General features: G+C 73.0%; 13 protein-coding genes. 4 read left to right on the top strand and 9 right to left on the bottom strand.

The window, feature by feature from the left end; translation table 11 throughout:
* Positions 1 to 114 precede the first annotated feature (114 nt).
* On the top strand, positions 115 to 1,113 hold the full coding sequence (locus DP939_RS14425; protein WP_199565168.1) for an ABC transporter substrate-binding protein: 999 nt from the start codon (positions 115 to 117) through the stop codon (positions 1,111 to 1,113).
* Positions 1,114 to 1,234: 121 nt separating this feature from the next.
* Here the strand turns inward: DP939_RS14425 and DP939_RS14420 are convergent, their stop codons facing one another.
* From DP939_RS14420 to DP939_RS14410, 3 genes are all read right to left on the bottom strand, one after another.
* Positions 1,235 to 1,735 carry a DUF3995 domain-containing protein gene (locus DP939_RS14420; protein ID WP_113981208.1) on the bottom strand — a complete coding sequence of 167 codons (501 nt, stop codon included), beginning with the start codon at positions 1,733 to 1,735 and terminating at the stop codon, positions 1,235 to 1,237.
* Positions 1,722 to 2,174 carry a hypothetical protein gene (locus tag DP939_RS14415; protein WP_113981207.1) on the bottom strand — a complete coding sequence of 151 codons (453 nt, stop codon included), beginning with the start codon at positions 2,172 to 2,174 and terminating at the stop codon, positions 1,722 to 1,724. The genes DP939_RS14420 and DP939_RS14415 overlap by 14 nt, the downstream gene beginning before the upstream one ends.
* 249 nt (positions 2,175 to 2,423) lie before the next feature.
* Positions 2,424 to 3,002, bottom strand: coding sequence for a TetR/AcrR family transcriptional regulator (locus DP939_RS14410; protein WP_113981206.1), 579 nt, complete (start codon positions 3,000 to 3,002; stop codon positions 2,424 to 2,426).
* A 91-nt stretch (positions 3,003 to 3,093) separates the two neighbouring features.
* Between DP939_RS14410 and DP939_RS14405 the strand changes: the two genes are divergently transcribed.
* Positions 3,094 to 4,230, top strand: a complete 1,137-nt coding sequence (locus DP939_RS14405) for an FAD-dependent oxidoreductase (protein ID WP_113981205.1) — start codon at positions 3,094 to 3,096, stop codon at positions 4,228 to 4,230.
* A gap of 109 nt (positions 4,231 to 4,339) precedes the next feature.
* Entirely contained in the window at positions 4,340 to 5,551 is a 1,212-nt protein-coding gene (locus DP939_RS14400) for a serine hydrolase domain-containing protein (RefSeq protein ID WP_113981204.1), read from the top strand.
* A 13-nt stretch (positions 5,552 to 5,564) separates the two neighbouring features.
* Here the strand turns inward: DP939_RS14400 and DP939_RS14395 are convergent, their stop codons facing one another.
* From DP939_RS14395 to DP939_RS14380, 5 genes are all read right to left on the bottom strand, one after another.
* On the bottom strand, positions 5,565 to 6,125 hold the full coding sequence (locus DP939_RS14395; RefSeq protein WP_113981203.1) for a hypothetical protein: 561 nt from the start codon (positions 6,123 to 6,125) through the stop codon (positions 5,565 to 5,567).
* Positions 6,126 to 6,373: 248 nt separating this feature from the next.
* Complete coding sequence (locus DP939_RS46185) at positions 6,374 to 6,529, bottom strand: hypothetical protein (protein ID WP_158578572.1); 156 nt, start codon at positions 6,527 to 6,529, stop codon at positions 6,374 to 6,376.
* A 194-nt stretch (positions 6,530 to 6,723) separates the two neighbouring features.
* Positions 6,724 to 8,385 (bottom strand): alkaline phosphatase D family protein, encoded by a 1,662-nt coding sequence (locus DP939_RS14390; protein WP_113981202.1) that lies wholly within the window; start codon positions 8,383 to 8,385, stop codon positions 6,724 to 6,726.
* Between the two features lie 223 nt (positions 8,386 to 8,608).
* On the bottom strand, positions 8,609 to 9,211 hold the full coding sequence (locus DP939_RS14385; protein WP_113981201.1) for a response regulator transcription factor: 603 nt from the start codon (positions 9,209 to 9,211) through the stop codon (positions 8,609 to 8,611).
* Positions 9,208 to 10,398, bottom strand: a complete 1,191-nt coding sequence (locus DP939_RS14380; RefSeq protein WP_113981512.1) for a sensor histidine kinase — start codon at positions 10,396 to 10,398, stop codon at positions 9,208 to 9,210. The genes DP939_RS14385 and DP939_RS14380 overlap by 4 nt, the downstream gene beginning before the upstream one ends.
* Positions 10,399 to 10,473: 75 nt before the next feature.
* On the opposite strand from DP939_RS14380, the gene DP939_RS14375 reads away from it, so the two are divergent.
* Positions 10,474 to 11,217 (top strand): DJ-1/PfpI family protein, encoded by a 744-nt coding sequence (locus DP939_RS14375; protein ID WP_113981200.1) that lies wholly within the window; start codon positions 10,474 to 10,476, stop codon positions 11,215 to 11,217.
* 18 nt (positions 11,218 to 11,235) lie between these two features.
* Here DP939_RS14375 and DP939_RS14370 read toward each other — a convergent pair whose 3' ends face one another.
* Positions 11,236 to 12,489, bottom strand: a complete 1,254-nt coding sequence (locus tag DP939_RS14370) for an ROK family transcriptional regulator (protein WP_113981199.1) — start codon at positions 12,487 to 12,489, stop codon at positions 11,236 to 11,238.
* Position 12,490: the final 1 nt, after the last annotated feature.

Below are 12,490 nucleotides of genomic sequence, written 5' to 3'. Positions count from 1 at the left end.
CCTCGCTTCCAGGGCCCCGATCGGCAGGCGGTCCGCATGGGGGCTATAAGTTAGGCAAGCCTAACCATCGTTGCGGGTGCGCCACGTACCCGACCCCTATGGAGGAGACGGGACATGCCACATCCGGACGCCATGCCGGCCACCATCGGCCGCAGAGGCTTCCTCGGCGGGGTCGCCGCCGCGGCGGCCACCCTCGGACTGACCGCGTGCGGCGTGAGCGGGACAGGGGGTGCCGCCGAGGCCGGTAGAGCCAGTGGGACCGCTGGGACCGGTGCCGCCGGGGGCCGCCAGATCGCCACCGACAACGGCACGATCACCGTTCCCGAGCATCCCGAGCGAGTGATCGCGACCGTAAACTACGAAGCCCTGATGCTGCTCGACCTCGGATTGGTCCCCGTGGGGGTGCCGGACGGCACGGCCCAGAAGACGCTGATGCCCGCCGCCGCGTACGAGAAGCTCAAGGACGTCAAGACCATCGGCGCTCCCGGGGCGCCCAACGCCCAGGCCATCGCCGCCCTCAAGCCCGACCTGATCCTGGACCAGTTCTACAAGGACAAGACGACGCCGCTCGCCACCATCGCCCCGGTGGCGTTCTTCAACTGGGCCGACAGCGGCGCGCTCTGGCACCAGCAGATCGCCAAGATCGCCAAGGCGGTGAACCGGGAGGACCGGCTCACCGCGGCGAAGCAGAGATACCAGGCGCGGCTCGCGGAGGTGTCGGCCACCTACCGCGAGCAGATCGAGAACTCGACCTGGGTCTCGCTCAGCGGCGGGCAGGGCGGCAAGGTCTACCTGGGCTCACCGCTCCTGACGGTGATGCGCGACCTCGGCCTGAAGATCGGCGCGGGCATTCCCGCCGACGAGTCCGGCTTCGTCGAGAAGAGCTACGAAGAACTCGATGTCCTCAACGACTGCACGGTGGTGCTCTACGCGGGCCAGTTCGAGGGCGCGGCCACGCCGCCCACCCAGGAGCTGCTGAAGAACGAGCTGTGGAAGGACGTGCCCGCGGTGAAGGCGGGCCGCGCGTTCCCGATGAAGCACTACATCATCGCCTCCTACACCTTCGCGCTCGGCGCGGTGGACGAGATCGAGGCCGCGCTCAAGACGCTGTGAACGGCACCCGCCGTGCCGGTCGGGCCCTCTGACCGGTACAAGCGGTCCTTCGGAGGCGTCAGGGCGAGGTCCGGATGCGGACGTGATCGCCCTGCGCCCACCGGGCCGGGGTGAGGAGCGGTCAGGTCCTGCGGAGACGCCATCCGGTCACGGTCCAGCAGGTGCCCCAGAGCAGGAAGAACGGCGACCACAGCAGCAGGTCCCACCACGCCAGCTCACGGGCCAGAGCCGCGTGCTCGGGGGGCGGGGGGCGCAGCCCGGTCAGCAGCGTCGCGTCGCCGATGACGCCGAACCCCAGGACTCCCACCGATCGGGCGATCATGAAGATCCCCACCGTCCAGCAGATCCCCATCAGCAGGCGTCGCGGAACGCTTCCGCTCCAGGGCCGGAGGGCGAGCAGCGCGACGATGACCCCGGCCACCGCGGCGCCGGCCAGTGCCCAGTGGCTCGCCACGAACATCGGGTCGCGCGCGAGCAGGCGGGCGCGCGCTTCGGGGGGCAGCGGGTCCTTGTCGGCGAGCGCGGTGGCCCCCAGCGCCTGCGCCAGCTTCATCGATCCGTAGGCCACGCAGAGCGCCGCCGCCCCGTACGCGCCCAGCCGCGTCCGGTCAGGACGCGGCACGTCTCGACCTCACCACATAGGACCGGAACATCTCCGCGGCCAGCACGATGGCGATGAGGCCGACGACGCCGTGGTACCACTGCCAGCCCACACCGATGCCGATGAACCCGTCCAGGACCATGATGCCGCCGCCGCCGAGAATGGCCAGCAGCAGCACGGCCAGCATGAGCGACATCAGCACTCTGGGCACCCTGCGGCCCACCGCGGTGACCGTGGCGAGGGCGATGCACGCGCCCAGCACGCCCGTCGCGGCGGCGGACCACTGCGCCAGGGCCGGGTCGAGGAAGTAGCCCTCGGTCTCGGCGGCCGACACCGGCGGACCACCTGGGAACCCGAGCCGGGCCTGCATGGCCAAGACGGCCTTCCCCGCGGCATAACCGAGCATCATCAGCGCCACCACGTACGCCGGCCAGCGTCGCGGGCGATCGGAACCCGTCATGACCCGGTCGCGGAACCGGCCGGCCCGGCGTTCCGCCCGTACGGGAGAACCGCCGCGTGACGGAGCACACCGCGTCGATCCTCTCGGCGCCCTGCGCGATCGCCAGGTCCACACCGGTGCCCGGCTGAGGTGTTCTCAGCGCCTTGGGTCTTGACAGTCATGCCTGGATGATAGTCCTCGCGAAATGAGCTTCTTGATGGAGCCATCGCGCGGAGTACGGAGATCTACGACCTCGCCGCATGCCCGCCGTCAGGCGGGCGGCCGCCAGCCGTGGACGAGGATGTCGAAGACGGTCTCGATGGCGGCGCGGGCGTCGTCGCGACCCCGGGCGAGGGCCGGGATCTCCAGGACGTATCTGGCGAGCGCGGTGCAGGCGAGGTCGTCGTGGCCGACGCCGAGTTCGTCGGCGATGGCCGCCGCGAGGGCGGCGGTGTGCCGGGTCCACATGCGTTCGGCGTAGGCGCGCAGTTCCGGGGTGGAGTCCACCAGGCGGGTGAACCCGGCCCACTGCGGGTGCGTCTCGATCAGCGGCGAGGTGTCCAGGACGTGCCGGCGCAGCGCCTCGGGGATGCTCTGGCCCGCGGGCCGCTGCCGGACCGCGGCGACCAGCGCGGCCTCCTGGCCCTCGTCCGCGTCGAAGACCAGGGCCTCCTTGCCGGTGAAGTGCTTGAACACCGTGGTGGTGGACACATCGGCCGCGTCGGCGATGTCGCGGATGCTCACCTGGTCATAGCCGCGGGCGAGGAACAGCTCCAGGGCGGCGTCGGCGATCGCCTGGCGGGTGGCCGCCTTCTTGCGTTCGCGGCGGCCGGTGGACGGCACGGTCATGGGTTGAGCATATCCGATGGTTACATCATGGCGCTTGTGTAATCAGTTGCTTAGTTGACTCATTTCACTTTTCTACTTAGTGTGCTGAGCCATGACCTCTCCCACACCCGCCCAGGCCCGCATCAGCGTCATCGGCGCCGGACCCGGCGGCCTGACCTGCGCGCGCATCCTGCAGCGGCACGGCCTGACGCCCGCCGTCTACGACCGCGACAGCGGCCCGCACGCCCGCGACCAGGGCGGCACCCTGGACCTGCACGCCGGCAACGGCCAGATCGCGCTGCGCGAGGCCGGACTCCTGGAGGAGTTCTTCGCCCTGGCCCGCCCCGAGGGCCAGGAGATGCGCCAGCTCAACACCGCCGGTGAGATCGTCTTCCACCACACCCCCGAGGACGGCGAGCTGTTCAAGCCGGAGATCGACCGCGGTGACCTGCGGGACCTGCTGCTGGGTTCGCTGCGGCCGGGCACCGTGCGGTGGGGCCGCGCCCTCACCTCGATCAGCGGGCCCGCAGGCGGGCCGCGCCTGCTGCACTTCGCCGACGGCACGACCGTCGAGACCGACCTGGTCATCGGCGCCGACGGCGCCTTCTCCCGGGTCCGCGCGGCCGTCTCGCCCGCCGTCCCGCTCTACAGCGGGGTGAGCTTCCTGGAGGCGTGGTTCTCCGACGTCCAGGCCCGGCACCCCGAGATCGCCGAGCTGGTCGGCCAGGGCGGCGCCGCCGCGGCCGACGGCGAACGCGGCCTGTTCGCCCAGCGCAACGGCGGTGACCGTGTCCGCGTCTACATCATCCGGCGCGTCCCGGCCGACTGGATCGAGCGGTCCGGCCTGACCGTCGGCGACACCGACGCCATCCGCGCCCGGCTCCTCACTGAGTACGCCGGCTGGTCGCCGCCGCTGCGCCGACTGATCAGCGACAACGACGGCCCCTACGTCGATCGCCCGATCTTCGCCCTGCCCGTCCCGCACACCTGGGCGCACGACCCGGCCGTCACCCTGCTCGGCGACGCCGCCCACCTGATGCCCCCGCTCGGCGTCGGCGTCAACCTCGCCATGCTGGACGCCGCCGAACTCGCCCTCGCGCTGGCCCGTTCGGCCACCGTCGCCGACGCCGTACGCGACTACGAACAGGCCATGCTCCCCCGCTCGATCGAGACCGCCGAGCTTCTGGAGGGCGCCGCCGAGCAGCTGCTGTCCGACGAGCCGCCCGACTTCGCCCGGGACGAGCCCTGACCCGAGTCCCCGCCGCCGGGCAAACAGCGGGGAAACACGCCGGGCGGTTCGATGGGTGGTCGCGGGGCCGTGGCCCCCTTCGCCCATCGGCTTTCGGAAAGGCATCCGCATGACTTCAGCAGAGGCTCATCCTTCCCGCCGGGTCGCGCTCGGCCTGCTGGGCGCGGTTCCGCTCACCGCGGGCGGCGCGGCGGCGTTCGCGGAACCGGCCGCCGCCGAGGAGGCCGCGTACGCCCCCGGGGACGTACGCCCTGGCGGGGCCTACGACCGGTTCCTCAAGAAGCTCGCCGACCAGGACGGCTTCTCCGGCACGGTGCTGATCAAGCACCACGACCGTACGGTGCTGTCCAGGTCGTACGGCATGGCCGACAAGGAGCGCGGGATCCCCAACCGGGCGGGCACCGTCTTCAACCTCGCGTCGGCGTCCAAGCCCTTCACCGCCCTGTCCATCCTGCAACTCGTCCAGGCCAAAAGGCTCAAGGTCACCGACAGGATCGGCGACCACCTCGACGGCTATCCGGCCGAGACGGCCAGGCACGTCATGATCCACCACCTGCTCACCCACACCTCCGGCCTGGAGAGCGACGTGCCCCTGCCCAACCGGATCACCAACAGCGTGCAGGAGGAAAGGGCGCTGCGCGAGATGGTCCACCGGGCGGCCAAGCCGATGTTCACGCCCGGCGGCGACCACGCCTACAGCAGCGTCGGGATGTCCATCCTCGGGGAGATCGTCGAGAAGGTGAGCGGCGAGTCCTTCCACGAGTACGTCGCCGGCAACGTCTTCCGGCGCGCGGGGATGACCGACTCGGCGTACTACACCCGCCCCGACTGGCTGAACGACGAGCGGATCGCGCACCCCTACATGTGGCAGGAGGACGGCACCCGGGTGGACGCCGTCCGCAACCTGGACAAGGGCGCGGTGCTCAACGGGGGCAAGGGCACCAACGCGGCGCGGGCGTGGATCGGCTCGGGCGGTGGCGGCGGCTTCTCCTCGGCCCCGGACCTGGCCGCCTTCGCGCGGGCGCTGCTGGGCGGCAGGCTGCTCGACCCCGGGATGACCGAGCTGTTCCTCAGCCCGAAGTACCCCACCGTCCCGCCCGGCGGCGGGGAGCGGCCGGGGCAGGGGTTCTCGGTGTACGGGGTGGTGGCGAGCCTGATCGACGGCCGGTTCCTGGCCGGGCACGGCGGCGGCATCGGCGGCGGGAACACCAACTGGACGATCTATCGCGACCGCGGCTGGCTGGGGATCATCCTCTGCAACTATGACCTCGACGTCCAGTCCATCATCAGCCGCGAACGCGCCGCGATCCTCGGCATCTGACGGCGCCGACCGGTCAGCCGCCGGCGGCCGGGAAGAAGGGGGCCCAGCGCTCGTAGGCGGCCTGGAAGGTCACCCCGGCCGCGGCGGCGACCTCGGCCCAGGACGCGCCGCAGCCCAGGGCCGTCCGGACCGCCCTGGTCAGCCGCCGGTCGGCCACCGCGGCGGCGGCCGCGGTGCGGGCGACCTCGTCCAGCGCGTCGGCCGGTTCGGCGTGCGCCCGCCACTCCTCCTCGATCTCCTCGTTGACCTCGGGTGGCGCGGTGCCGTACCGGTCGGCGTCCGGGACGTGCACCCGGTAGGCGTCCGGGTCGGCCTGTTCCGGCCAGGACACCCGCACCCACAGCGGCCCGCGCCAGCCGCATTCGCAAAGCCCGCGCCAGCCGAGCGCCTCACGCCCGTCGCGGATCTCCGGCTCGCCCGCGCGCTGGCCGCCCAGCGGTCGCTGCGGTGCGAACCGCCGCACCATCGCACCGACCGAGGTACCGTCACCGCCCGAGCCGACCGAGAACCAGCCTCCGGGGAACTGCGCGGCGGCCCACCCTTCGTGGACGCCGTCACCGCTGGTCCAGCCCATCTCCGCCCCCAAGCTTTCGTACCTGTCAGACGATCCGCCTCAGCCTGGCCGGTCTGCTTCCCGGCGGGGGGACGGGCACCGGCCGGAGGGGATCGGCGCCCGGGCGCGATGAGCCGGGAACGTCCGAGCGCACGGGACCGGCCGGTCCTTCACCGTCATGACACAAGTCTTTCGCGAATTCCGCGTGGGGTACGGATTGTCGCGACATCCATAAGAAAACCGGCGGCCGCGCACGGCCATGGGCCGGCTCAGCCCTTGACCGAGCCCAAGGTCACATCGGCCACGTGGTACCGCTGCAGGACCAGGAAGACCGCCATGCAGGGGATCATCGCGATCACCACGCCCGCCTGCGGCGCGCCCACCACGATGGCGCCGAACCGGTCGGCCGGCACCGGGCTGAGCATCACCGGTACGGTCTACCGCTCGGCGTCGCCCACCATGATCAGGACCGCGATGAAGTCCGCCCCGGCCGGGACGGCGACCGCTTCGGCGAGCCCGGCTCCCGCCGTCACCTGGTGGAGTACGCCGGCGACATCGCCGCTCGAATCCGCCGATGCCCCGCCCCCCGCGCGGCAGCGAGCGGTGGAACGCGAGGGGGTCAGAACTGGTCGTCGTCCACGTCGTGGTGGCGTGGGGAGCGGTCGATCGTGCGGTCCTCCTCCTCCCTCGGCAGTTGGTCGACCACGCTGATGCCCGGGCGGCCTGCCTCGACCTGGAAGCGTGCGGCGGTGACCATCGTGGTGCCGTCCGGGCGCCAGACCGTGCTGACGACCTGGAGGGAGGCCAGCAGGCCGGCGGGGGTCACGTCGCAGACGATGTAGCCGCGGCGGTTGCCGATGTACTTCCAGTGCGGGCTCTCCGCCATGATCGGATCGAAGGCGCGGTGGAAGGCGGCGGGGTCTGCGTCGCCGCCGGAGCTGATCGAGGTACCGGTGATCTCCGCGCCCACCACCGGGGATGCCGGGTCGTCGAAGTCCGGCTTCAGGTCGCACACCCAGGTGGCGTGCCGGTCGCCGGTGAGCACCACCGGGTTGGACGTGCGGCCGGAGCCGAAGAAGTCGAGCAGGCGGCGGCGCTGGGCCCGGTAGCCGTCCCAGTTGTCGAAGTCGAAGACCTGCCGCGGCCCGGCCATCCGGTCGTTGGAGGCCCACATCACCTGGTTGGCCAGCAGGTTCCAGTGGGTGTCCGCCTTGGACATGCCGTTGACCAGCCACTTCTCCTGCTCGGGGCCGGTCATCGTGCGGGCGGGGTCCTCGGCCTCGGCCAGGGTGGCGGGCTGGACGCTGCGGTACTGCCGGGTGTCGAGGACGTGCAGGGTGGCGAGCCGGCCGAAGCCGAACCTGCGGTGCAGCCGCAGGTCGATGCCGCGCGGGCGGGCGGACCTGCGCAGCGGCAGGTGCTCGTAGTACGCCTGGAAGGCGGCGGCCCGGCGGGCCAGGAAGGCGTCATGCGGCTGCTGGGCGGGGTCCTGGGGGATCTCGTCGGCCCAGTTGTTGTCCACCTCGTGGTCGTCCCAGGTCGCGATCCAGGGGAACGCGGCGTGCGCGGCCTGGAGTTCGGGGTCGGTCTTGTACTGCGCGTGCCGGTTGCGGTAGTCGGCGACGGTGTACGGCTCGTCGTCGCCCTCGTGGGTGCGGACGGTCGTGGTCCGGGGGACCGTCTCGTAGATGTAGTCGCCGAGGAAGGCGACGAACGCCAGGTCCTCCTGGGCCAGGTGGTGGTAGGCGGTGAAGTGGCCGTCCTGCCAGTTCTGGCAACTGGCGAAGGCGAAGCGCAGGTGCTCGTTGGCCTGGCCGGGGCGCGGGGCGGTACGGCTGCGGCCGACCGGCGAGACCTCCTCACCGGCCCGGAAGCGGTAGAAGTACTCGCGGTCCGGCCGCAGGCCGCCGATCTCGGCGTGGACGGCGTGCCCGTGCTCGGGCCGGGCGAGTGCCACGCCCTCGGCACGGACCTTCCGGAACCGCTCGTCCTCGGCGACCTGCCACCGCACCGGCACCGGGCGGCCGGGCATGCCGCCGCCGTCCAGCGGGCGCGGGGCAAGGCGCGTCCACAGCACGAATCCGCCGGGCAGCGGGTCGCCGGAGGCGACTCCGAGGGTGAACAGGCCGCGCGGCAGCGGGCCGCCGCCGTACGCCCGGACCGCGGCCGCCGCGCCGTCCGGGCCGGTCAGCACGGGCCCGAACAGCAGATGGCCCGCGGTCAGGACGGTGGCGGCCCCACCGGTGGCGAGAAAGCGACGGCGAGCATGATCGTTGGACATACTGCCTCCCCTGTGGGCTCCACAGAGGATCTCCACGCCGCGGTGAACGCTCGGCGTCGCGCCACGCGGTGGAAAGGCGACGATGGCGCGAACATTGATCGCCCCAGCCCCGCCCGCCCCGGTGACCAGCGCGAGGTAGCCCGCGTGCAGAGTGTCCAGGCCGGCACCGTGGCCGGATGGCGGCGCAGGGCAATCGGGCAACCCGATGGGGGCGCGGCGGGGGTTAGATCCAGCCCTCTTCCCAGGCCAGGTGGGCGGCGGCGTGCCGGGAGGCGACGCCCAGTTTGGACATCGCCGCCGACAGGTAGTTGCGGACCGTGCCGGGGGCCAGGTGGACCTGCGCGGCGATCTCGTTGATCGACGCGCCGGTGCGTGCGGCGCGCAGCACCTCAAGCTCGCGTTCGCTGAGCGGGCACTCGCCCTCCGACAGGGCGGAGGCGGCGATGTCGGCGTCGATGTAGCGCCGCCCGGCGGCGACGTCGCGGATGATCTCGGCCAGCTTGGCGGCGGGGGTGGTCTTGGGCACGAAGCCCCGCACACCCGCGGAAAGCGCCCGGCGCAGCACCCCGGGCCGGGCGTGCCGGGTGATCAGAATGATGGGGATGTCCAGCTCGGCGCGGATCTCCTCGGCGGCGCGCAGGCCGTCGGCCGGGGGCATCTCCAGGTCCAGTACGGCGATGTCCGGGGTGTGCTCGCGGGCCAGCCGTACCGCGTCGGTGGAGGTGGCCGCCTCGGCGACGACGGTCAGGTCGTCCTCCAGCCCCAGCAGCGCGGCCAGCGCCCCGCGCAGCAGGTCCTCGTCATCGGCGATCAGCAGCCTGATCATCGGCTCGCCCCCACCGGCAACGAGGCCGCCACCTCGAACCGATCACCGTCCCGCTCCCAGACCAGCGTCCCCCCGACGGCCTCCAGCCGCTCCCCCAGCCCGGCCAGCCCGGTCCCCGCCCCCGAGCCCTCCGCCAGGCCGGTGGCGCCGTCGTTGGTCATGCGGAGGTGCGCGGTGCCCTCGGTGAGGTGGTAGGTGACCTCGGCGTGCCGGGCGCGGCTGTGGCGCAGGACGTTGGTCGTCGCCTCGCGCATCACCAGGCCGAGCAGGTGCCGGGCGGGCTCGGGCAGCTCGGCCGAGCCAGTGTCAGGCAGGTGTTCCATCCGGGTGTCGATCTCGGCCGCGGCCAGTACCTTCGCCGCGTTGGCGATCTCCGCCTCCAGCGTCGTGCGGCGGTAGCCCTGTACCACGGCCCGGGTGTCGTCCAGTGCCTCGGCGGACAACCGGCGCACCTCCATCATCTCGGCGGCGGCCCGCGCCGGGTCGCGATCCACGAGCCGGGCCGCAAGTTCGCTCTTCAGTGCGATCACCTGCAGGTGGTGTCCCTGAATGTCGTGCAGGTCGGCGGCGAAGCGCAGCCGCTCGTCCTTGACGGCCAGTTCGGCGGCCAGGTCGCGCGCGTGGTCCAGCCGCTCGGCGACGTCCCAGGCCCACAGCATGCCGAGCGTCGTCCAGGCGGTGAAGGCGACCAGCCCGGCGGAGAACGCCGCCCCGAACCGCCACCCGTCGGCGGAGGCCAGGCCGCTCACCCCGCCCAGCGCCGCCGCGGCCACGACGGCGGCGGCGATCAGTGTCCGCCTGCGCGGCGGCGGCACGAACATGGCGGTGATCGAGATCATCAGCGCGGGCGCGAGCGGCCACAGCCGGTGGTCGCCCAGGGCCAGTGGGATCGCCGCGAGCACCGCGGCGGCCAGGCTCCCGGCGATCAGCCAGGCGAGCGGCGGGTGTACCGCCCGCCCGTCACCGGCCCGGGGCAGCCGCACATGCAGCAGCGCCCCGGCCGCCGTCACCATGGCGGCCAGCGCCACGGCGGCGAGGGCCTTGCCCCACGGCGGGAGGGCGGGGTCGGCGATCCAGTCCTTGCCGAAGAGCAGCAGAAAGAGGGTGACGGTCCCGGTCAGGCTCCACCAGGTGTACCGGCGGAAGACCCCAAGGCCCGTGCCGCGCTCGATCGGCCCCTCACGCACGCCGTCCATTGTCGCAGCGAAATGCGGGCCCCCGCGCTCATGGATCACCACCCCCCGGCGGCCGATACTCGCATCATGGAACGCAGACAGCTCATGAGCGGCACCGCCGCGGCCATCGCCGCGACGGCGCTCCCCACGGTCGCCACCTCCTCCGCCGCGGCCTCGGGCCCGGCACCGGACGCCGCCGCCAGGCGCGTCCACATCGTGCTGTTCGACGGCGTGGAGGAACTGGACTTCAGCGCCCCCTTACAGGTCCTGGACATCGCACGCAAGACCGGGACGCCACTGGAGATCACGCTGGTCCGGGTGGACGGACCGGGCACCGTGACCGCCAGTTGCGGCACGAAGGTCGAGGTCGCCGCCGGGTGGGCGCCGCGCGCGGCCGACCTGCTCATCGTGCCCGGCGGCGGGGCCACCAACCCGAACCGGCCCGGTGTCGCCGTCGAGATCGAGCGCGGCGTGATCCCGGCGGCCCTGCGCGCCGCCAGGCGGCGGGGGCTGACGATGGCGTCGGTGTGCACGGGGGCGTTGCTGCTGGGCGCGGCCGGGCTGGTACGCGGGCGTCCGTGCACCACCCATCACCTCAGCCACGCCCGGCTCGCCGAGCAGGGCGGCGAGGTGCTGGCGGGCCCGGGGCACGGCGCCCCGGGGCCGCGCGTGGTGGACGACGGCGACCTGATCACCTCGGCCGGGGTCACCAGCGGGCTGGAGCTGGGGCTGTGGCTCCTGCAACGCCATTACGGGACGGCGGTCTCCCAGCGGGTGGAGATGGTGCTGGAGTACGAGCGCCGCGGGCTGGTCCACCAGGCCAGGGCCTGATCTCGGCCGCGCGGCGGGTCACCCGGCGTGCTGGCCCGACCAGGGCTGCCGGGGCCGGCCGCGCAGCCGGTCGATGGCGGGGCCCGCGTGGACCGCGTACTCCCCCAGCAGCTCCGCATGGGCCTCTTCGAGGCCCAGGATGACCGCGCCGAGCACCGTGGCCAGCGCCCCGACGACGCTGCCGGACACCGCCACGAACTCGTGCAGCGGCCGGGCCGCCGCCTGGACCGCGGTCACCACCTCGGGCGCGTCGCCGATCTCGCCGCCGATCACCACGAGGTCGGGATCGACCACGGCCGCGAGCGCGACGCACGCCCTGGCGACGTCGCGGACGTACTCGTCCAGGACGGCCTTGGCCTCGGCCGAACCGGCCGCGACGTCGGCCAGGATCGCCTTGACCACCTCGCCGACCGTGGCATCCGCGGCCGAGCCGGCGCGCGAGCGGTAGGAGTCGACCAGGCGGGAGGCCGCAAGGCGTTCCTCCATCGCGTGCCGGGAGACCTGCCCCGCGCCCTCCGCCCACGGGAACGGCAGCCGCGACAGCTCGCCCGCCGCGCCGTGCGCGCCCCGCACCAGGCGGCCCTCGGTGATGATCCCCGCGCCGACGCCGACACCGAGTTGCAGGTAGGCCAGGCTGGGCACCTCGGCCCCGGCCCCGATCCGCATCTCGGCCACGGCCGAGCAGTTGACGTTGTTCTCCAGGCGTACCGGGCCGTCGTAGTGCGCGGCCAGCGTGCCCAGCAGGGCGGCGAGCGCGCCCTGCTCGCGTCCGGCGTCGGCGGGCGACACCTGGCGGCGTCCGGCGTCGATGATCTGCGGGACGGCGATCGTCACCGACCGCAGCCGGCCCCGGCGGTCGGGCCGCTCGCACCATTCGGCCAGCAGCCCGGCCGCCCGCTCCACGGTGGCCGGGGACAGCTCACGCCGCCGCGCCGCGCCCGCCGGGCCCGGCTCGGCGACGGACACGTGCGTGCTCTCCGCCCCCGCGAGGTCCACGGCCATCAGATCGACGTGCGAGCTGCCGAGGTCGATGCCGAGCACCCAGCCGACCTCGCCGCCCGCCTCGAACAGCACGGCGGGCTTGCCGGTGACCGGGACGTGCCTGCCGTTGCGGCGGACGTATCCGGCCTTCTCCAGCGAGCCCACGGCGTCGTTGACACTCGGCTTGGACAGACCCGTCGCGGTGAGCAGCCGGGGCCGGGTGGTGGACCCGTGCCCGAGCGTGTGGCTCAGGACGTGCCGCTGAGTCGGGGGCAGCTCCACGGAACGCACG

The sequence above is a fragment of the Spongiactinospora rosea genome (genome assembly GCF_003315795.1).
Classification (GTDB): domain Bacteria; phylum Actinomycetota; class Actinomycetes; order Streptosporangiales; family Streptosporangiaceae; genus Spongiactinospora; species Spongiactinospora rosea.
Note: the sequence above shows the minus strand (reverse complement) of the source record. Positions and strands in the feature narration are given on the sequence as shown.